This is a genomic window from Roseibium sp. MMSF_3412 (assembly GCF_030733265.1).
GTDB lineage: Bacteria > Pseudomonadota > Alphaproteobacteria > Rhizobiales > Stappiaceae > Roseibium.
Genome location: NZ_JASHJI010000005.1, coordinates 276,114 through 296,710, shown reverse-complemented (window position 1 = coordinate 296,710; position 20,597 = coordinate 276,114). Strand labels below are relative to the sequence as shown.

General features: G+C 58.5%; 22 protein-coding genes and 1 pseudogene. 9 read left to right on the top strand and 14 right to left on the bottom strand.

Features of this window, described 5'->3' with window-relative positions; genetic code table 11:
- Positions 1–65 precede the first annotated feature (65 nt).
- The 5 genes from RBB49_RS12170 (at position 66) to RBB49_RS12150 (ending at position 6,052) form a co-directional block, all read left to right on the top strand.
- On the top strand, positions 66–326 hold the full coding sequence (locus tag RBB49_RS12170) for a DUF4212 domain-containing protein (protein ID WP_306143058.1): 261 nt from the start codon (positions 66–68) through the stop codon (positions 324–326).
- Between the two features lie 11 nt (positions 327–337).
- Positions 338–2,125: a sodium:solute symporter family protein gene (locus tag RBB49_RS12165; RefSeq protein ID WP_306143056.1), complete on the top strand. Its 1,788-nt coding sequence runs from the start codon at positions 338–340 to the stop codon at positions 2,123–2,125.
- Between the two features lie 107 nt (positions 2,126–2,232).
- Positions 2,233–4,062 (top strand): DUF294 nucleotidyltransferase-like domain-containing protein, encoded by a 1,830-nt coding sequence (locus RBB49_RS12160; RefSeq protein WP_306143055.1) that lies wholly within the window; start codon positions 2,233–2,235, stop codon positions 4,060–4,062.
- A 56-nt stretch (positions 4,063–4,118) separates the two neighbouring features.
- Positions 4,119–4,640: a hypothetical protein gene (locus RBB49_RS12155; protein ID WP_306143054.1), complete on the top strand. Its 522-nt coding sequence runs from the start codon at positions 4,119–4,121 to the stop codon at positions 4,638–4,640.
- Positions 4,641–4,645: 5 nt separating this feature from the next.
- The gene (locus tag RBB49_RS12150; RefSeq protein WP_306143053.1) at positions 4,646–6,052 is read left to right on the top strand and encodes an exonuclease domain-containing protein; all 1,407 of its coding nucleotides are present in this window, start codon (positions 4,646–4,648) and stop codon (positions 6,050–6,052) included.
- A gap of 23 nt (positions 6,053–6,075) precedes the next feature.
- Here RBB49_RS12150 and RBB49_RS12145 read toward each other — a convergent pair whose 3' ends face one another.
- Entirely contained in the window at positions 6,076–7,332 is a 1,257-nt protein-coding gene (locus RBB49_RS12145; RefSeq protein WP_306143052.1) for a hypothetical protein, read from the bottom strand.
- Positions 7,333–7,613: 281 nt separating this feature from the next.
- Complete coding sequence (locus tag RBB49_RS12140; protein WP_306143051.1) at positions 7,614–7,925, bottom strand: hypothetical protein; 312 nt, start codon at positions 7,923–7,925, stop codon at positions 7,614–7,616.
- A 764-nt stretch (positions 7,926–8,689) separates the two neighbouring features.
- On the opposite strand from RBB49_RS12140, the gene RBB49_RS12135 reads away from it, so the two are divergent.
- The gene (locus RBB49_RS12135) at positions 8,690–9,169 is read left to right on the top strand and encodes an RNA polymerase sigma factor (RefSeq protein ID WP_306143050.1); all 480 of its coding nucleotides are present in this window, start codon (positions 8,690–8,692) and stop codon (positions 9,167–9,169) included.
- Positions 9,170–9,201: 32 nt separating this feature from the next.
- Here the strand turns inward: RBB49_RS12135 and RBB49_RS12130 are convergent, their stop codons facing one another.
- From RBB49_RS12130 to RBB49_RS12085, 10 genes are all read right to left on the bottom strand, one after another.
- Complete coding sequence (locus RBB49_RS12130; RefSeq protein WP_306143049.1) at positions 9,202–10,140, bottom strand: 3-keto-5-aminohexanoate cleavage protein; 939 nt, start codon at positions 10,138–10,140, stop codon at positions 9,202–9,204.
- A 2-nt stretch (positions 10,141–10,142) separates the two neighbouring features.
- Complete coding sequence (locus tag RBB49_RS12125; RefSeq protein WP_306143048.1) at positions 10,143–11,171, bottom strand: branched-chain amino acid ABC transporter permease; 1,029 nt, start codon at positions 11,169–11,171, stop codon at positions 10,143–10,145.
- Positions 11,171–12,034: a branched-chain amino acid ABC transporter permease gene (locus RBB49_RS12120; RefSeq protein WP_306143047.1), complete on the bottom strand. Its 864-nt coding sequence runs from the start codon at positions 12,032–12,034 to the stop codon at positions 11,171–11,173. The genes RBB49_RS12125 and RBB49_RS12120 overlap by 1 nt, the downstream gene beginning before the upstream one ends.
- A gap of 92 nt (positions 12,035–12,126) precedes the next feature.
- A complete protein-coding gene (locus RBB49_RS12115; RefSeq protein ID WP_306143046.1) occupies positions 12,127–12,837 on the bottom strand; it encodes an ABC transporter ATP-binding protein in 711 nt (236 codons plus the stop codon).
- Positions 12,824–13,552: an ABC transporter ATP-binding protein gene (locus tag RBB49_RS12110; RefSeq protein WP_306143045.1), complete on the bottom strand. Its 729-nt coding sequence runs from the start codon at positions 13,550–13,552 to the stop codon at positions 12,824–12,826. Before RBB49_RS12110 ends, RBB49_RS12115 begins: the two co-directional genes overlap by 14 nt.
- 61 nt (positions 13,553–13,613) lie before the next feature.
- Positions 13,614–14,900, bottom strand: a complete 1,287-nt coding sequence (locus RBB49_RS12105; protein WP_306143044.1) for an ABC transporter substrate-binding protein — start codon at positions 14,898–14,900, stop codon at positions 13,614–13,616.
- A 41-nt stretch (positions 14,901–14,941) separates the two neighbouring features.
- Entirely contained in the window at positions 14,942–15,865 is a 924-nt protein-coding gene (locus RBB49_RS12100) for a 3-hydroxyacyl-CoA dehydrogenase family protein (protein ID WP_306143043.1), read from the bottom strand.
- 3 nt (positions 15,866–15,868) lie between these two features.
- Positions 15,869–16,669 (bottom strand): SDR family NAD(P)-dependent oxidoreductase, encoded by an 801-nt coding sequence (locus RBB49_RS12095; RefSeq protein WP_306143042.1) that lies wholly within the window; start codon positions 16,667–16,669, stop codon positions 15,869–15,871.
- Positions 16,669–17,016 (bottom strand): cupin domain-containing protein, encoded by a 348-nt coding sequence (locus RBB49_RS12090; RefSeq protein WP_306143041.1) that lies wholly within the window; start codon positions 17,014–17,016, stop codon positions 16,669–16,671. The genes RBB49_RS12095 and RBB49_RS12090 overlap by 1 nt, the downstream gene beginning before the upstream one ends.
- 63 nt (positions 17,017–17,079) lie before the next feature.
- The gene (locus RBB49_RS12085) at positions 17,080–17,919 is read right to left on the bottom strand and encodes a cyclase family protein (RefSeq protein WP_306143040.1); all 840 of its coding nucleotides are present in this window, start codon (positions 17,917–17,919) and stop codon (positions 17,080–17,082) included.
- A 50-nt stretch (positions 17,920–17,969) separates the two neighbouring features.
- Here RBB49_RS12085 and RBB49_RS28400 point away from each other — a divergent pair.
- Positions 17,970–18,269: pseudogene (locus tag RBB49_RS28400) on the top strand (helix-turn-helix domain-containing protein); the annotation flags it as partial.
- 12 nt (positions 18,270–18,281) lie between these two features.
- Positions 18,282–18,851, top strand: coding sequence for an IclR family transcriptional regulator C-terminal domain-containing protein (locus RBB49_RS12080; RefSeq protein ID WP_336623419.1), 570 nt, complete (start codon positions 18,282–18,284; stop codon positions 18,849–18,851).
- 40 nt (positions 18,852–18,891) lie between these two features.
- On the opposite strand, the gene RBB49_RS12075 is transcribed toward RBB49_RS12080, so the two are convergent.
- Positions 18,892–19,215: a hypothetical protein gene (locus tag RBB49_RS12075; protein WP_306143038.1), complete on the bottom strand. Its 324-nt coding sequence runs from the start codon at positions 19,213–19,215 to the stop codon at positions 18,892–18,894.
- A 154-nt stretch (positions 19,216–19,369) separates the two neighbouring features.
- On the bottom strand, positions 19,370–20,095 hold the full coding sequence (locus tag RBB49_RS12070; protein WP_306143037.1) for a LexA family transcriptional regulator: 726 nt from the start codon (positions 20,093–20,095) through the stop codon (positions 19,370–19,372).
- Positions 20,096–20,153: 58 nt separating this feature from the next.
- Between RBB49_RS12070 and RBB49_RS12065 the strand changes: the two genes are divergently transcribed.
- Complete coding sequence (locus RBB49_RS12065) at positions 20,154–20,597, top strand: hypothetical protein (protein WP_306143036.1); 444 nt, start codon at positions 20,154–20,156, stop codon at positions 20,595–20,597.

Genomic DNA, 20,597 nt, shown 5'->3' with positions numbered 1-20,597 from the left:
GAGACGCAAGCAGCCGCGCGCATCAACGGTGCTTGCATACAGCAGGACGAAGTGGAGGAGACACCATGTCCGAAAACTCATCCAACAACGGATACTGGTCCGCGAACATGCGGATCATATCGATCAGCCTCGTTATATGGGCGCTGGTTTCTTTCGGGTTCGGCATTCTGCTGCGCCCCCTCTTGAGCGGGATACCCGTGGGCGGAACGGATCTCGGTTTCTGGTTCGCGCAACAAGGTTCAATTCTTGTCTTTCTCGCGATCATCTTCTTTTACGCATTCTGGATGAACAGGGTCGACCGCGAGCACGGTGTGGACGAAGAATAGGGGCCTGACAGATGGATCAGTTTACTATCAACCTGCTGTTCGTGGGAGGTTCCTTCGCGCTCTACATCGGCATCGCGATCTGGGCCCGCGCGGGCTCGACCTCCGAATTCTATGCAGCCGGACGCGGCGTGCATCCGGTGACCAACGGCATGGCGACGGCAGCGGACTGGATGTCCGCGGCGTCGTTCATCTCCATGGCCGGCCTGATCGCGTTTACCGGTTATGACAACAGTTCCTTCCTCATGGGCTGGACCGGCGGCTACGTGCTGCTTGCCCTTCTGCTCGCGCCTTACCTGCGCAAATTCGGCAAATTCACGGTTTCCGAATTCATCGGAGACCGGTTCTACAGCCAGACCGCACGGATCGTGGCGGTTGTCTGCCTGATCGTTGCCTCGACCACATACGTCATCGGACAGATGACGGGCGTCGGCGTTGCCTTCGGCCGCTTCCTGGAAGTGGACAACACGACCGGCCTCCTGATCGGTGCCTGTGTCGTTTTCGCCTATGCCGTTTTCGGTGGCATGAAGGGCGTGACCTACACGCAGGTGGCGCAGTATGTGGTTCTGATCACGGCCTATACCATTCCGGCGATCTTCATCTCCCTTCAGCTCACCGGTAACCCGATTCCGGGTCTCGGACTGTTCGGAAATGACGTCGCCAGCGGCGTTCCGCTGCTGACGAAGCTGGACCAGGTGGTGACCGAACTCGGATTCAATTCCTATACAGCTCACCATTCCAACACGCTGAACATGGTGCTGTTCACGCTGTCACTGATGATCGGTACGGCTGGGCTGCCGCACGTGATCATGCGGTTCTTTACCGTGCCGAAGGTTTCCGACGCGCGCTGGTCCGCGGGCTGGACGCTGGTCTTCATCGCCCTGCTTTACCTGACCGCTCCGGCCGTCGGTGCCATGGCGCGCCTCAACATCACCGAGATGATGTGGCCGAATGGCGGCATCAATGGCGGTGCAGTCGCTGTCGAGACGATCGCCGAAGATCCGAAATACGACTGGATGGACACCTGGCAGAAGACGGGCCTTCTCGACTGGGAAGACAAGAACGGCGACGGCAAGATCCAGTACTACAATGACAAGAATGCCGAGATGCAGACCCTTGCCGCCGAAAAGGGCTGGGTGGGCAACGAACTGACAAAGTTCAATCGCGACATTCTCGTGCTTGCAAATCCGGAGATTGCCAATCTGCCGAGCTGGGTGATCGGGCTGGTTGCAGCAGGTGGTCTCGCCGCTGCGCTGTCGACGGCTGCCGGATTGTTGCTGGCAATATCCTCGGCGGTCAGTCATGACCTGATCAAGGGTGCGTTCAATCCACGGATTTCGGAAAAAGGCGAACTCCTGTCGGCGCGAATTGCCATGGCGGTCGCCATCGTGGTGGCAACCTATCTGGGGCTGAACCCGCCAGGCTTTGCCGCGCAAACCGTGGCGCTGGCCTTCGGACTGGCGGCGGCATCGATCTTCCCGGCACTGATGATGGGGATCTTCTCGACCCGTATCAACAACACCGGTGCGGTTGCCGGCATGCTGGCGGGCCTGATCGTGACACTGGTCTACATCTTCTTGCACAAGGGCTGGTTCTTCATCCCGGGTACCAACACCTTCACGGATGCGGATCCTTTGCTCGGGCCGATCAAGTCGACCTCCTTCGGAGCCATCGGTGCTGCGGTCAACTTTGCGGTCGCCTATGTCGTCTCCGGCATGACCAAGGAGACGCCGCAGGCGATCAAGGAACTGGTCGAAAGCGTGCGTATCCCAAGAGGTGCAGGCGTCGCGCAGGATCACTGAGACAACGCTGTGGCGGGTGGCTGGTTTCCAGCCACCTCGCGGAATATGATCCCGTTCTGCCCGGTTTACGCCGGGCAGGACACCCTTTTCAGGACGAGGCGTTTTGAATGTCCTTAAGTGTCGGCCAGATTTTGGGGTTCCTGAAATCGCTCCATCCCTATGATGCGCTGTCACACGATGTGCAGGAGAAACTGGCGGAACGGTTTGAAGTTCGCCACGTTGAACCCGACACGCACATCTACAAATTCGGCGACCAACTTCCGGGTCTCTTCGTGATTTACGAAGGCGGTGTGAAGATCCGGGACGAAAACAGCGTCGTTGTCAGTCATCTGGTTCACAGGAACACGTTTGGCGAACGCGGTCTTTTGAAAGACGGTGCGGCTGCCACTTCCGCGCAGGCCGACGAAGCGTCCGTCCTCCTGGTGCTGCCGCCGGCAGACTTCCGCAAACTCATGGACGAACAGAAAGTCGTTGCGCGGTTCTTCGATCGGGCGCGCAAGCCGGGGACACGCGGGCGGGATCTTGCGACGACACTTGCGGAAACGCTTATGGCGCGAAATCCGATCACATGCTCAGCCGATACCATCGTTCAAGACGCAGCGCGTACGATGCGCGACAGGCATATTTCCTCCCTTTGCGTAACGGATCCGGGGGAGGCGCTGCTTGGCATCGTGACCACGCGGGATCTCACTGGAAAGGTGCTGGCAGAAGGGTTGCCCGGTACGACCCGTGTTGCCGAACTGATGACCCGGAACCCGTTGGCGCTCCCGCCGACCGCGATCGGGACCGACATCCTTCACCTCATGATGGAACGGCGGATCGGGCACATTCCAATCGTCGAAGGCAATCGTCTGGTCGGGATGGTGACACAAACCGATTTGACCCGTTTCCAGGCGATCAGCTCGGCAGATATGGTCGGCCAGATCACCCGTGCGGCGACGGCACAGGATATGGCTGCGGTTACCGCGCATATCCCGCGTCTGCTGTTGCAACTGGTCGCCGCAGGCAGCCCGCACGAGGTTGTCACGCGGCTGATAACCGACATAGCCGATACAGCAACACGCCGCCTTCTGGTACTGGCGGAAGAAAAGCTCGGGGCACCGCCCGTTCCCTATCTCTGGCTTGCCTGCGGTTCCCAGGGGCGGCAGGAGCAGACCGGTGTCAGCGATCAGGACAACTGCCTGTTTCTCGACGACACGGTCACCGACAGAGACAGGGACGGCTATTTTTCTGAACTCGCGCGGTTTGTCAGTGATGGTCTGAACACGTGCGGTTACGTCTACTGCCCGGGCGACATGATGGCGACGAACCCGCGCTGGTGTCAGCCTGTGCGGGTCTGGCAAAGCTATTTCGAGGGCTGGATAAAAAAGCCTGATCCGGAAGCGCAAATGCTCAGTTCCGTGATGTTCGATCTACGGCCGATCGGCGGCGACAAGCGGCTGTTTGAAAACCTTCAGGAAGAAACGCTCAAGGCTGCGGCTTCGAATTCGATCTTCGTGGCGCATATGGTCAGCAACTCGCTCAAGCATCATCCCCCGCTCAACCTGCTAAGAGGACTGGCGACGATCCGATCCGGCGAAAACAAGGATACGCTCGATACCAAACTGAACGGGGTCGTGCCGATCGTCGACCTGGCGCGGATATATGCGCTGCAAGGTCAGATAACAGCGGTGAACACAAAGGCGCGGCTGCTGGAGGCGCGCGCGAGCGGGCGGCTCAGCCAATCGGGGGGCAGCGACCTGCTGGATGCCTATGATCTGATCGCCGAGACCCGGTTGCTGCATCAGGCCGGCCTCATCAAGCTCGGACAGAAACCGGACAACTTCCTGCATCCCTCAACACTGTCGGACTTTGAGCGAAGTCATTTGCGGGATGCCTTTGTCGTGGTCAAAACAATGCAGTCCTCAATAGGACACGGTCGCGGAATGCTGGGCTGAACCACAGCAGAAGCGGAATGGATGGGGTGTCGCAGACCCCGTTCGGGAGGAAAGAAATGTTTGTCGAGCTGATCGCAGCTTTCGTCGCCGGTATCGCGGCTGCAGGCGTTGTCATGCTGATCAATCGCCTGCTGGGCGGACGGCTGCCGCGCTGGTTTGCACCGGTTGCCGCCGGTGCCGCAATGATCGTCACAACGATTGCGAACGAATACGGCTGGTTCTCCCGGACGAAAGAGGCGATGCCCGAGGGCATCGTGATCGCGCAGACGATCGAAAACCGGGCGTTCTACAGGCCATGGACTTATATCCAGCCCTTCGTGGAGCGGTTTGTTGCCGTTGACACTGGCACCATCCGCAGGCATCCGGACCGGCCCGAGGAGCGTCTCGGAGAGACCTATTTCTTCGGCAGATGGTCACCGGTAAACAAGCTCACCGTGCTGGCGGACTGTAAAGGCAACCGTCGGGCTGCCTTGACGGATGCCATCGCGTTCGAAAAAGGCGGCGCTGTCTCCGGAGCCGACTGGATTGATGTTCCCGCCGACGACCCGATCGTTTCAACAATCTGCGGAGTGGAATGATGCTTATGTCACTCAGTCTGCGAATGCGGACTTTCCTGCTCTTTTCCGGTTCCGCGGCTGTCTGTTCCGTGCTCGTTGTCCTGTCGCATTATTTTGCATTCAACCGGCTGGACGACGGCGGAGCGGTGTCCGCCTTCCTTATTTCCGGGTCTCTTTCGGCCTTTGCCATCCTTGCCGTCACCACCAAGGTCTGGCTGCTGTTCGATGAAAATGTCGCCAAGCCGGTCGATCATCTTGCCGTGGCCATCCGAACCCGCGCACATGCCGGCGTTGATGCCCTGGTTGATTTGCACAGCTCGCGTTTCCTCGGAGACCTCGGACCGGCCGTTCAGGCGGTGACGGGAAAACTCTCCGAGGTGTCGGCGGAGACCAATGACATCGTTGCCAACGAAACCGCACGGCTGATGGCGGAAAAAGCACATCTGTCGATGCTTTTGACCGAGATACCGGTGGCCATCATTCTCGTCAGTCCGAACCACCGGATCATGCTTTATGACGGGCAGGCAGCCGATGTTCTGGGTCAGGTCCATGTTCCGCGCCTGAGCGCTTCGGTCTTCGACTATTTCGACGAAACGGAGTTGCTTGCCGCCCAGGAGAAACTTTCCGAGGGACGCTCCGAGGTTCTGGCCAAGGTCAAGGGCAGCCGGGGGAAACTGAGTTTTGAGCTGCGCCTCAAGAAGCTCAAGAAGGTGCCCGGCTACATGATCCTGATCGACGGCACGAAAGCTCAAATCTCCCCCGAGGCAGAGCGCCCGCTGATTTATGATTTCGACCTTGATGAGCAGGAAAGCGAACGCGCACTGGAAAACAGACCGTTGCAGGACCTGCAATTTGTTGTCTTCGATACGGAAACCACCGGCCTGATGCCCAACAAGGATGAAATTGTCCAGATCGGTGCCGTGCGGGTCGTCAAGGGGCGGATCGTGCCCGGCGAGACCGTGGATCAACTGGTCAATCCGGGATGCGCCATACCGCCGGCCTCAACGAAGGTGCATCGGATTACAGATGACATGGTCGCCGGTGCCCCGGACGCCGGCAGCGCGGTGACGCGGTTTCACGGCTTCGCCCGCGATTGCGTCATGGTCGCGCACAATGCGCCTTTCGATATGGCGTTCCTGAACAGGCATGCCAGAGTTTGCGGCCTTTCCTGGGACCACCCGATGCTCGACACGGTTCTCCTGTCCGCCGTTCTCTTCGGTGAGACGGAAGCGCATTCGCTGGATGCCTTGTGCGCGCGGCTCGACATCACGATCGCGCCCGAGCACAGGCACACGGCGCTCGGAGACGCGCAGGCGACGGCCGAAGCACTCTGCAAGATGCTGCCGATGCTGTCGTCGCGGGGTTACACCACGTTCGGCGAGGTCATCCAGCAGACCCGCAGGCACGGCAGGCTGCTCAAAGACCTGAACTGACTGGCGACCCACATAAACGGGCTCTAGTCGAACACGTGGCCGTGCTGGTAGCGCTCGTCCTTGCCGGCGGCTTCGGTGAGGGCGGCGACGTTTGATTTGGTGAAAAAGCCGTCAAACGCCTTGCATCGCTCGATGTATTCCGTGATGAGCAGCGTGTGCTTCGAATGCTTGGAAAAGATCTGTTTCAGGTCGGGTGAATCCTTGCACTCACCCACGACATGGGCAAGGAACGGGATACCCTGCTGCCCGAGCAGGCCGACAACATAGTCGACGTTCTTCTGGTTCGAAGGATGGTCTCCGTCGAGGATCTCCACGGCCATGTGATGCATTCTTCGCCCGTAGTTGCGGACGAAATCTTCCGTCGGCATGGGCAGGTTCTCGAATGAATTGACAAAGGACGGCGTGTTGTTGGCCGTGAACACCTTTGCCGGTGACTGCTTGTCGTCGCTGACAATCGGACAGCGGTTTACATTGGTGGACGAATTCATGTCGGAGATGTTGTAGGCACCCCAGAAATAATAGGGAACCATGGTCTGGAATTCGAGGATCGCATCCTCGCGCTCGCCTGCCAGAATGCGCGTCGCCATGTGATCATAGCCGAGCATCAGTTCATTGAGACCGTGCTGTTCGGCAAAGGCGATGCCGTCCTGCAGCGATGCCTTTTCGGCCTCGGTCAGCTCGACCCGTTCGCCCAGCGCCAGGCTGTCCGGGTCGTTGAAATCGTGATTGGAGTAGCCGATCCGGTTGCCGGTAAAATCCGACGGCGTGGAGAACACAATCCCCTTTGAAGTGAAGACATCGTTTTCCGTGTCGCCGGGATAGTCGAAACGGATGCTCTGCGCTTCCAGTGTTTTTTGAAGTTCTGCGGTATCGGCGCAGTGAAACACCTCCCCGACATAGCGGGTGTTGGGCTTCTGACGTGATAGCGGATAGAGCACGTTGAGGCGTTTGATGTAGTCCTCGTAACTGTCCGAAAGCGGCTCCATCAGAATGACCGCAGGAAACTCCGGCCTGTTGTGCAGGACATGGAACTTGTGCGTGCCGGAGATATAGCTGGAATGATAGCGGTTCGGTGTCATCCGATGCAGCTCAGCCATTGTCGGAACGCCGTCGCCGGTCTCGACCTGAATGACGACCGCTTTCATCCGACCGACGAGATCGTTCACACCGGTCTTTGCCCGGCGGGCATAGATCTTCGGCAGATACTCCTCGAAGAATTCCGAATTTTTCTTGTCACCCTTGGGCTTGTAGTCGGAATAGTCGAAAGGCAACGCGTCCATGATGCTCAGGTCCCCGGTGAAGTACGATTGTCTTGTTGTCACGTTCATTAGGACGGATCGCACCCGGCACGTCAATTGGTTGCCGGAGGTTGCGTTTGCAACGTGGTGGAAGAAGTCGTTTTCCCGAGCCTGCCGCGCCAATTACTTCTTTTCAAACAGAAAGGCCACGCGCGATGCGTGGCCCTTTCTTGTTGACAGGTTCCCGGTTACGGGACTGTCGTCCGGTGCTCTTCTGATTTCAGCTGATGCGCACAGTCAAACTGTTCGCACTTTCCTTGGGATCAGCGCAGAGCCCGTGCGTTGTCAGCCTGAAGGCGACGGACGGAAACCGGCTGGTTGCCATTCAGATCACCATAGGCCTGGTCGGCGTAGTCGGCAAAAATGCGGGCGTCAGGCTGCTTGGCGCGGTTCGTGGAGCGGCTCAACTGGCTGTTGTTGATGTTCTGCTGGTTGCTTGTGAAAAACACCGGCTCGGAACCGTTGGAGTCGCCATAGAGACCGCCGAAGTCGATTGCGCTTGCCGTGCCGACGAATGCGCCGGAAACAAAGATTGCTGCGATGACGGAGGAAACGATTTTCTTGCTGGTACGCATTGGTATGCTCCTATTCGTATGCTTGTGTCGGTCAGAGGTGCCCGGCGATGTGCCTGTGTCTGCGCCTCGGTTACAGCATATGAACGCTCAGGGCATGTAAAGGTTCCGAATAATTTTAAAAAAATATCACTCATTATAATATACGGGAAAAATTATTCGATTATCTTTGAATAAATTTCAAATTCTTATTTTTGTAATTAGTGATCTAAATCACTTATCAACTTGTATGTTACTTTAAAAAAATGTCTTTTGAACGCATTTTTTGATCTTGTCGCGACACCGATATATCTCGCCGGCGAAAGTTCCGTTTTCTTTTCCGTGTGTTAGGGTCAGGGCCCATGAATTTGGTTAAATTGGCGCAGCAAACGGCGATGAGTTGCAAGGAAAAGCGCGACAAGCGGGCTTTCTGCCCGGTTGAGCGGTTTGACGTAGCAGACCGAAGCCGTTTTTGCGTCCCGGAGGGATAGGGTGAATTTGCCCGGCAACGTCGTTGCAAATCTTTGGAAACCGGACGGTTTCCTGCAGCTTTGCGCCTCGTATCCGAACAAATTCATCCCTACCAATTCACCCAAATTAATGGGTCCTGACCCTAGACATCTTGGATTTTTCCAGATCACTACAAGTAACTTTTGCGTGGTTCAAAGTGTTGAGCCGATTTTGCGCACGGACTATCAACTCGTCATGAACTTCCTTTGAAAGATCTAAAACAAGATCGCCATCAACACTAGATGCTGGTCATCGCAACAGCCGCCAGGGAGGGCTAGATGACCCGCTTACAAGATCGCTTCTCAAAAGACCTGCAATCTGAAATCCCGCATTTGTGGCGTTTCGCCCGGTCCATCTCCAGTTCGTCAGAAGCCGCCGACGACCTGATGCAGACCGCCCTGGAGCGCGCCTTGCGCAACCGGGCTCAGTATGCGGAAGGCACGAAGCTCAGGAGCTGGCTGTTTGCCATTGCCCGCAATGCACAGCTCGATGAGTTCCGCAAGGTCGAACGCCGGGGGCACCATGTCCCGATCGAGGAATGGTACGAGCAGGTAACCGCTGCCCCCGCTCAGGAGAAGCATGTCGAACTCGGCGATGTCGCCAAGAGCCTGGAAAATCTGCGTCCTGAAGAGAGGGATGTCCTCGAACTCTGCGTTTTTTCAGGCCTGTCACACGATCAGATCGCCAGCCAGATGGGTGTTGCCATCGGCACCGTGAAAAGCCGGCTGTCGCGGGCCCGCCAGGCGCTTGCCGCGTGACGTGCCGCAAACGGCCGCTTTGCGTCCATCGGTTAGAACGCGACGCGATCTCCGCCCTTGAGGTCCAGCATTTCGCGCGCCTCATCGGGGGTCGCCACTTCACAGCCCAGATCCTCGACAATGCGCCGGATTTTGGCGACCTGCTCCGCATTGGATCTGGCTAGCTGGCCACGGGCAATCATGAGGCTGTCTTCCAGTCCGACGCGCAGGTTTCCGCCCATCTGGCTGGCCGTGGTTGCAAAAGGCATCTGAACGCCGCCGGCCCCAAGAACGGACCATTGATAGTCGTCGCCGAACAGGCGGTCCGCCGTTCGTTTCATGAAGACAAGATTGTCGATGTCCGGCCCGATACCGCCCAGAATGCCGAAGATGAACTGAATGAAGACGGGTGCCTTGAAGAGCCCCGCGTCCATGCAGAATTTCAGATTGTAGAGATGGCCGACATCGTAGCATTCATGCTCGAACTTGACGCCATGTGATCCGCCGAGCTCGTTTGCCACATAGCGGATATCGGCAAATGTGTTCCTGAAAATATAGCCTTCCGAGTTGCGGATATAGTCTTCTTCCCAGTCGTATTTGAAGTCCTTGATCCGGTCGGCGATCGGATGGAACGAAAAGTTCATCGATCCCATGTTGAGCGAGCACATTTCAGGCGATGCCCATTTGGCCGGTGCGATCCGCTCTTCCATGGTGTTCACAAGGCTGCCGCCAGTCGAAACGTTCACAACCGCGTCCGTCGCCTGCTTGATCACCGGAAGGAAGGCCTTGAAGTGATCGGGCGCAATCGAGACGGAGCCGTTTTCCGGGTTGCGTGCATGAAGGTGGAGGATGGACGCACCCGCCTTGGCAGCCTCGATTGCCTGATCGGCAATGTCCTCGGCGGTGAAGGGAAGTGCATCCGACATGGTCGGGGTGTGGATGGCACCCGTCACGGCGCAAGTGATGATTGTCTTTTTCCGTTTGCGAGCCATCTCTACTTTCCGTTTTTCTGATTTTCGTCCACGACCCGCCGTGACAGCGGGAAAAGTTCCAGACCGGTCCTGTCCTTGACGAAGCCCCAGATCCCCCTTGGCGCCTTCAACATGACCACGATGGCGACGAGGCCGAGCAACAACAGGTAGGTCGTGCCGAGATCGGCGAGCGTCTCACGCAACAGGAAGAAAACGATCACGCCGATGATCGGGCCTTCAAGCGTGCCGATGCCGCCGATGACGACGATGAAGATCACGAAGGCGGTCCAGTCGTTCACGCTGAAGGCTGCATCCGGCGAAATCCGGAGTTTCTGCAGGAAAATCAAGGCGCCCGTTGATGCCGTCAGCCCTGCGGTCACGACATAGACGATGAACTTGTGGCGCCAGATGTCGATGCCGAAGCTGTTGGAGGCGACCTCGCTGTCCCTTATGGCAGTGAGTGCAAGACCGTTCCGCGATCTAAGAAGAAGGTAGATCACGGCAAGAACGAGAACGGCCATGCCGAGGGCAAGCCAATATGTGGTGGCCTCGCGCATGGAGCGGCTGGAGGCCATGGACCGGACGATTGCGACCGGAAGACTGGTGCCCGAGCCGCCGCCGAGGGAGGAAACCTGGGCAAAGCTCAGCCGGAACACTTCCGCGATGACCCATGTGCCAATGGCGAAATAGGCCCCGCGCAACCGGAAAATAAGGAAGGCGACGGGGACGGCCACGAGTGCGCCGAGAAGTCCGGCAATCGGGATCGCGGCCAATGGCGACAGGCCTGCAAAGATCGCCAGCGCGAACAGCATGTAGCCACCGAAGCCGACAAAGGCCTGCTGGCCGACCGAGACAAGACCGGCGTAACCGGCAAGCAGGTTCCAGAGGCAGGCGAGGGAGAGGTAGAGAAAGATCTCGCTCAAGAGCCGCATATCCGCGCGGCCGGCCCACCAGGGAGCGGCGACCAGGGCGGCGAGGACAAGGAAACCGGCAAGCGCCGCGATGCGGGTAGCCGGCGATGATCTTGAGATTGAGTAGGTTGCTGTTGTCATCAGTCAATCCGGGGAAACAGGCCGCGCGGCTTCACCGCGAGAACGATCAGGAAGGCGATGTGACCGGCAAGAAGCTGCCAGCCGGGATTGATCTGCGCGCCGATGTTCTGGCTGACGCCGAGGATGATGCCGCCGATCAGGGTGCCCCAGAGATTGCCCAGCCCGCCGATGATGACGGCCTCGAACCCGAAAATCAGCCGGCCCGGCCCGATCGACGGGTCGAAACTTGTGCGGATACCGAGAAAGACACCGGCGATACCGACAACGGCGAGGGACAGGGCCATGGCGAGCCCGAACACATGGGCCTTGTTGAGACCCATCAGCTGGGCAATATCCTGCTTGTCCGATACGGCCCGGAAGGCGCGGCCCAGCGCCGAGCGGTAAAAGACCCACTGCAGCGCTGCGATAACGGCCACCGCGACAAGGAACATGAGCAGCGGCAGCACGCCGATGTTGAGATCGCCCGGAAGGGCGAGGCTTGCGGTTTCAATGGCACCGGCGTTCATCTTCTGCGGATCGGCGCTGTAGATTTCCAGAAGCCCGTTCTGGATGATCACGGACAGTCCGAACGTGACCAGCAGAGGCGGCAGGATATCGTCGCCCAGGGTCTGATTGAGAATGCCGCGCTGGAGCACGTAGCCAAGAAGGGCCATGACGGGCACCACAATAAGGAGCGCGAGCAAGGGGCTGACACCCAGCGCGCTTGTGGTTGTAAGCGCCAGGAAGGCTGCCAGGACAATGAAGTCGCCATGGGCGATGTTGACCAGGCGCATGACGCCGAAGATCAGCGACAGCCCGGCGGCGAAAAGCGCATAAAGGCCGCCGAGCAGCACGCCCTGTACGATGGCGTTTATCCATTCCATCCAAATGCCTTTCCGCAGTTTGCTTTGCCGTCTTTTGCAGTCTTTCTCAACGCATGATTCCTGTGCGATCCCCGGGTTGGTTCAGTCATGTTTCACACACCGAAATAAGCGGCACTGATCTGTTCGCGGGTCAGTTCGTTTGAACGTCCCTCAAGCGAGATCCTGCCTTCCTGCATGCAATAGACCCGGCCGGCGACACTCAACGCCTTGGCGATGTCCTGTTCGACGATGACGGCACTCATGCCCTCACCAATGATCCCGGGCAGGGCGTCGTAGATCGACTTGATAATGATCGGCGCGAGGCCCAGGCTGATCTCGTCGAACAGGATGAGTTCCGGGTTGGACATGAGGGCGCGCCCGATGGCGACCATCTGTTGCTGACCGCCGGAAAGCGCGGTCGCCTGCACCAGACGTCTTTCCTTAAGGACCGGGAAAAGCGCATAGACCTTGTCCAGGTCCCACGCGCCCTTGCGGCCCATCTGTCCGCCGATGACGAGGTTCTCTTCCACGGAGAGCGATTGAAACAGCTGCCGGCCCTCCGGCACCATGGCAATTCCGGTTTTGGCAACCTGATCGGCACGCAGTGCCCCGATCTGAGCGCCGTTGAAGGTGACCATGCCGGGCTGGTTGGTCAAAAGGCCGGTGATCGACCGCATGAGAGTCGTCTTGCCGGCCCCGTTCGCACCGATGATGGCGACGACTTCGCCGGGCTGAACGCTGATGCCGACGTCGAACAGGGCCTGGAAGTCGCCATAGTGAGCCGTGAGCGCGTTGGTGGCCAGAAGGGCGTCAGGCATCGGCATCCACTCCCATGTAGATTTCCTGCACTTCCCGGCTCGCCATCGTCTCTTTCGGGTCGCCCTCGGCGATCTTCCGGCCGAAATCGATCACGATGAGACGATCCACGACCGACAAAAGCGCGTGCACGATATGCTCGATCCAGATGATCGAGATGCCGGTCGCCCGGATCGTATTGATGGTTTCGACGAGGGAATGACATTCGTTTTCGGTCAGGCCGCCGGCGATCTCGTCCAGCAGCAACAGCTTCGGCTGTGCACAAAGCGCGCGGGCCAGTTCGAGCCTTTTGCGGCCGAGCAATGTGAGCGAGCCGGAAACATCATTCGCCCGGTCGATCAGACCTGTGAGCTGCAGCATCTCAAGACAGTGCCGATTGGCCTTTTGCGCGGGCAGCTTGGCTCCGTGTGTTGCAGCGACCAGAACATTTTCGAAAACGGTCATGCCGGAAAAGGGCTGCGGGATCTGGAACGAGCGGGCAACGCCCAGCCGGCACCTTCGTGCAGCCGAATGCCGCGTGATGTCCTCGCCGCCGAAGACGATCTGTCCGCTGTCGGCCCGGACCGTTCCCGTGATCAGGTTGAACATGGACGTCTTGCCAGCCCCATTCGGCCCGATGACACCAAGGGCTTCGCCCTGATCGAGCTGATAGGAGAGCTGGTCGGCCACGGTGATCGCACCGTAGGATTTGGACACGTCCTTGAGTTCGAGAACTGGAGCCATAAACGCCTCTTGGGGAAGAAAACCTGGGCGCACGGCGGTGAAGCCGTGCGCCGATGGGGCATTACGCCAGCAGTTTCAGCTTGCCGGTTGTGGGGATCTCCGGCGCGCTGTGATTGGACGTAATGACCAGTTCCATGCCGTTGGCACCTTTTTGCCACTGGCCGGCAACGAGCGGTGTCTTGGAGACGTTCTTCACCGGGCCGAAGCCCCAATTGACATGCCCGACCACCGTCGGCAGATCCGTAGCCTGAATGGCCTCCAGGATCGCGTTCGGGTCTTCAAGATCGGCGGTGCGCCTGATCACATCCGTCGTGACTTCGAAAAGTGCGTGCTTGAAGCCGATCGGTTGCGTCCAGGGGCGGCCGGAAGCGGCGACATAGCCATCCGCCAGCTGTTTCGCGCTTTCGCCGGTCAGCGATGAAGAGAACGGATGCTCCGGTGTCCACCAGATTTCGGAGGTCAGGCCGTCGCCGCGGTCGCCAAGGGATTCAATGACCGAAGGAAACAGAAGTGCCTTGCCGATGGTAACCACCTTGGGCTGAAATCCCTGCTGCGCCGACTGCGACCAGAATGTCGCAAAGTCGGGCGGGATCATGTTGCCCGTGACGATCTCGCATCCGGCTTCCTTGAAGGCGGAGATCTGCGTTGAAAAGTCGTCGGTCAAGGGCTGGTAGCGACCCGGATCAGTGAGTTCGAACCCGCTGCCGACAAGGGCAGGGGGGAAGCCGACCTTGTCGTCGCCCCAGGCGTTGCCATCCGCGTCGTTGGGGAACAGTCCGCCAACTTTCCGTTCGACGCCGGCTTCCTCCCAGAGCGCGAGAAATGCCTTGATGACGTCTTCCAGTCCCCAGAAGAAGTGATAGGTGTAGTCGAAACCCTGGGCCGGATCGCCGTTGCGGCCGAAGAAGTAGGGCTGCCACGGGCAATCGGTTGTGATGCAGGGGACTTCGTTGAGTTCCGCCTGGTCGGAGATCGGGTTGGTGGTGTCCGGTGTCGACGCGCCGACGAGAATGTCGACCTCGTCGCTCAGGATCAGTTCCGATGCGACTTCCGCTGCCCTGTTCGGATTGGACTGGCTGTCCTTGGAGATGATCTCGACCTTGTAGGATTTGTTGTTGTTTTCAACACCGCCTGCAAGAGCTTTCTGGATACCGGCCAGGACGTAGTCGTCTGCTTCGGCAAAGCCGGCGAGAGGCCCGGTGCGGGGGCTGACATGGCCGATCTTGATAACCGGGTCGGCTGCATATGCCCTGGTCCTGGTCAGGATGGCAGGTGCCGCCAGTCCCGCCGTCGCGCCGGCAATGAAGCCGCGGCGTGAGATGCCGAATTTCTTTCCAATGAGCGTCATCGTCTATCCTCCCAGATGCGCTTTTCAAGGTCGCAGGCGGTTCACTCCAAGATGGTGTCCAGCCTGCGCAAGTGAGTTGAAACACGCTGGCGGAGCTGATCCGCTTCCTCCGGTGTCCAACCCCTGAAACCTTCACCAGACTTCATTCCGAGCTTTCCTGCCTCCACAAGGCCGCGCAGATAAGGAGAAGGTGAGGGCCGATTGTCGAGATCGGCCAGTACGTTTTCATGAATATCGAGTGTCAGATCGGTGCCGACCAGGTCCGCGTTGGCGAGCGGGCCCAGTACGGACAGGCGCCGTCCGAAGCTCGTGTTGACCACAGTGTCGACATCGGCTGCGGTGCAGACGCCTTTTTCGACAAGGCTGATTGCCTCGCGCCACATTGCATGCTGCAGCCGGTTGCCGATGAACCCGGCAACGTCCTTTTCGACGCGCACCGGCGTCTTGCCGACCGAGGCCAGGAGCTCCATCGTTGCCTTCACCACCGCTTCGGAGGTCCACTCGGTGCGGATGACTTCGACCAGCGGGATCATGTGCGGCGGGTTCCACCAGTGGGTTCCGAGCGCTCTGCCACGTTCGCCGAGGTCCTGCATGATGGTCGTGATCGGGATGACCGATGTGTTGGATGCAAAGATGCAACCGGCCGGCGCATGGCGTTCGGCGTCAGCAAATAGCGCACGTTTCAGGTCCGGTTTTTCCGGAGCTGCCTCAAAGACGAAATCGGCGTCGCGAACACTGTCAGCCAACCGGGAAACCGGTGCTATGCGGGCAACCGTATCCGCCGTTTCAGCATCTCCGGCACCAAGCGCGGTCAGGCTCGTGCGCACGCGTTCATGCAAGGTGTCGAGAGAGTTCGGATAAGCATCGTAGACCCGAACCTCATGACCGGCGCGCGCAAGGGTCAAGGCGATGCCATGGCCCATCAGGCCGGCACCGAGGACCGCTATGTTCCTGCGTTCGCTCATCGCCTAACCCGCCGTGTAGCCGCCATCGGCATAAAGAATATGTCCGGTATAGAAGTCGGACGCTTTCGAGGACAGAAACAGGAGCGGACCGATCAGATCTTCCGGTTCGCCAAGTCTTGCCTTTGGCACGCGTGCCAAAAAACCGTCCCTGAACCCTTTCGCGAGTTCGTCGTCCTCGAACATCCAGGAGGTCAAGGGAGACCGGAACACCGTGGGCGCAATCGCGTTGACGGTGATGTTGTCCGCTCCCAATTCGCATCCGAGCGCCTTGGTGATGCCATCGACCGCCGCCTTTGACGCGCAGTATGCGGTGTAGCCCGCCGGGTGCCCGAGGAGACCGCGGGCCGAGGAGACCAACACAATCTTGCCGCCCTGGGATTGCTTCATCATCTGCGCGGTCGCGGCGCGGGCGAGAAGCCAGGACTGGGTGACATTCGCTTCCATCACATTGGAGAAGTCTTCCGGCGCAAGATCATTGATCTTGGCAACCTTGTTCATGCCGGAGGCGACGACCAGAATGTCGAGGGAGCCATGGTGCGTAACGCAGTTCTCAACCATCTCCTCGCAGGTCGCCGCATCGGATGGGCGCTTGTTGACCGTTTCAACAGCCGCTCCCTTGGCGCGGCACTCTTCGGCAACTTTCTCAAGAGCTTCACCGTTTCCGGCGGCCAGGATGAGGTCACAACCGGCACCGGCCAGCGCGTTCGCCGCCACGGCGCCGAATGCGCCCGTTGCCCCGGTGACGAGTGCAACCTTGCCCTTGATGTCGAAAAGTTCGAGCGGATGGGTCCAGACGTCGGCCATCAGTTTTTCTCCGGCGGATAGGGAATGACGACAAGCATGGTGCAGACATGGTTTGATCGGTTTTCGATCGTGCGCACTTCGCCAGGCGCAATCGTGCAGCTGTCGTATTTCTTCAAGACGGTGGTCGCCCCGCCGGTCTGAACCGTCATTTCGCCGTCCAGAACGACATAGACCTTCTCGAACGGGGTGGAATCCGGGCCAGCTCCGCCTCCGGGGAGAAACTGGCTCAGACCGAGCCACTGGTTCTCAGGTCCGCCTTCTTCAAAGCCTTGCAAGCGCAAGCCGACAACACCGTGGTGGTTGGGAGCCTCGTAGGGCTTTGCGTCTTCAAAACGCTTCACATGCATCGCTTCCTCCCAGACGCGGCATAGGCGACCGCCGCCGGAGCGGCGGTCCTCAATTTCGGATGATCAGAAGTCTTCGCCCGGCTCGATACGGTACTGCTGACCGCGGTCGATCATGGCAACGAGACGGATGATGCAACCGTCGCCCCGATCCCAGTTCCAGGGGAAGAACGCGAAGGTGCAGCGTTTGCCGGTGACCGCATCAAGGTCTCCGCCGACATTTTCAATCCCGAGGATGCCGTTGGAAAAGAGCGTGTTGTGGACCGGTTCCCATTCGGGGAAATCGTCCTTCCAATCACGACCGCCGGACCATTCAAGATACTCGGCTTCCAGATGCGGCAGGATCGGGCCGTTTCGCTGGGGGCCGATCGCGGTTGCCAGCGGGTGATCGTTGGCCTGGGTGTCGTGTCCGACAACCTTGACGCCCTTTTCAACCATCCAGTCGGCGGCGGAGGGCACAAGGCCGGGACAGTAGGCGAAATAGTCGCCGTCTTCATACTGCTTGTGCCAGCCGGTGTTGATGATCAGGACATCGTTCTTGCGGATGGCATGGCCGCAGGCCTTCTCGAGATCGTCAGCCGTGATCTGTTCCCATTTCTGCTTCGGAACGGAGACCACCAGGCCGGACCCGAAGAAATGGGGCAGCGGAACCTCGTCGATGAAGGGCGTGCCCTGAACCACATGGGCCGGCGCATCGATATGCGTGGTGACATGCATGGTTGTCGTGATCGTCTGCGAAAGCACGCCGGATTTTGCCATGTAGTGCTTCCGGTCGATCTGAACGTCCTGGAAGTAGGGCCAGTTCGGGCACTGGAAACCGTAGCGGTGGGACAGGTTGTAGAATTCCACGCCCATATCGTTGTTCAGATTGTCCTGAAATTCGATGCCGCGAATAGTCACTGACATATGTGTTCCTCCCGTCAGTCAGTGTATCACTGTATTGCTAAACGGTACAGATGCATCGTAATGTGGTCAAGAGTGAATCTCGACACGAAGGAAAATTTGACCTATATGCTGCGATCAGCGCTATGCAAAAGGCGAATCCAGCGGTGGGTCAAAGAGGGCAGAAAATGGTTTTGGCGATGGATTCTGAGAAAAAAGTCCAATCAAATCAGGGTGTACAAGTCATATCCCGCGCGGCTGAAATTCTGCGTGTCCTGAAAAACGACAATAGCGGCCTCAGTCTTGGTCAAATTGCTGAACGCGTACGGCTGCCCCGCTCTACGGTACAGAGGATCGTCAACGCACTGCTGTCCGAACGCCTTGTCATGTCCTCATCCGCCGAGGGCGGGCTTCGTCTCGGCTCGGAAATCCAGTCCCTGGCCGCCGCTGGGCGGGTGAACATGACGGAACTCGTTCATCCGGTTCTGACCGATCTTGCCAGGCGCACGAAAGAGACGGTGGATCTTGCGGTGTTTCGCGACGAGCACATGGTGTTTCTCGACCAGGTTGTCGGCACACATCGCCTTCGAACGGTTTCCGCGGTCGGCGAGGTCTTTCCGATGACGGACACGGCCAACGGCAAGGCCGCGCTCTCCCTGTTCGAAGATGACCGCGTTGCGGCGATTGCCAGCCGGGAGCTGAAGGGCGGCGGTGAAAGCCAGCGGCCCCTGTCCGACTTTCTGCGAGAAATCGAAGACATTCGAAAGACGGGGATTGCGTGGGACCTGGATGAACATACCCAGGGCATTTCGGCCGCGGGCTTTGCCTTTCAGGATCCGGTCGGGCTGACCTATGCGATCTCGGTGCCGGTGCCCTCGCACCGGTTTGGCGCCCTGAAGGAGAGCCTCGCGGATCAGCTTGCGGATGCGAGGGCGGCTGTGCTCAAGCTGGTCTGACCTCATCTCCTTCGTGTAACCTACAGCCTGGCCTGCCGGGCTATGCGGCGACACGCACGGTAACGCCGGCGCGCCTGCTGTCGATGCGTTCAGCGCCATAATCGGACCAGTTTTCCGGGGCGTTCGAGTTCGGGTCTTGCCGGTCAGGAAAAGCTTCGCTTATCACGTCCTCGGTGATGTCGCAGCACCAGCCCTCTGCGGGGTTGAATTCCAGCACCGCCCTCACTTGTTCGAGTTGCCCGTTCCTGATGTCTTCAACGAGCTTATGCTTGCGCATGTCGCTCAGCTCGAACTCGGGCGTATAAAGGCAGTTCCCGAGTTCACAGATGACCGAGAAAATGGATGTATCCAGGTTTGGTTTCATCAAGCACCTCCTTCAAAACTCGATCCAATTTATACGCATTTTACGTACAAAACAAGCTTTACGAAGAAATATGTACGCAAAAACGTACGGTCGTTGTGCGAATTGAACAGCGATCTCAAGCGGTGCAGGCTGCGCGGACGTGTGCCGATCCGCGTCAAAGAGGTTTGAACACCATAACGATTTTTGCCTTGATCTTGACTTCGGTGTGGTCGGCATCGCCCTCGCGGTAGACAATGGTTTCCTGGAATCGCGGGTCATCCGACTCAGGCATGAGTTCGGACTGGCCATTCAGGTTGACGAGGCGTTTGGCTGTGCGCTCGATTGTCATGCCTTCGTCCCTTGAGCGTTCAACGAGCACCAGATCGTTTTCCTTCAGTTCAATGCCGGCTGCGAGATAATCGACGCACAAAAGCAGGTCGCCGTTGCCGGCAATCCTGTTCAGGGACTCTCCGCGCACCCGAACGACATACTGGGCCTGTGCAGGGAAACGAATATCGTATGATACTGTTGATTCTATTGAATTTTCGGCTTCAAAAAGCGCGGCTTCCATCCAGAGTCCCGCGGCGACTTCACCGACAATCGGCACGCCGGATTTGGGCAGATCCGGGATCTTCTTCTGGATCTCGGCGACAGAACCGTCAGCCAGGGCGAGGATTTCATCGCGGGTGATGGCTGGTTCACCCTTTCCGGGAAGGACTGCCAGAAGTTTGCTGATGAAATTCGCGGGAAGACCCGTTTCCGGATAGTCGGCTGAGAAGTAGCGCTGAATGGAAGAGGCCTGCGAATATCCCATTTCTCTTGCAATTGCACGAAGGGAAAGGCCGGACCTTTCCTTCAGTTGCCGGAGCTTGTCGTGGAGGCTCGTCGCAGATTGATCCATGGTGCCGGTGCCGTGATGTCTGTCGGATTGAATTTCCTTTTAGCGTATGAAAACTGCGTTGACAAGTATACGCGTTTTGCGTACAGATAATATCTGCGCCTGGTTGGCGCTGAAGTTGGTCAGTTCAGAACTGGAAAGGGTAGGTTTGGTGGACGGACTCAAGGAACAGATTGAACAGGCAAGAGACCGGGTGGCGCATTTCCGCCTGCGCGCCGAAAGGCCGTGCGCGCGCCTGGAAGACGAATATGCGCTTGAAAAGGCGAGAACCCGGCTGCTGACGCTTGAGCTGAAATGCCTGAGATCGCAGGTGAAGCCAAACGAACATCCCGGGACGAAAGGGCAGGGCCGGACTTCGCAGCAAGGCAGGTCGTCAACCGGAAACCCTGCTGTCAGTAGAATTATGAGAACAAAACATGAACATTTGCGTTTGAGTGCACGGGAACAGGCGGAGGCATCCTTCGCCGCTCTCAAGAAGAAGACCAAAACGTCGGAGGAGTGTTGA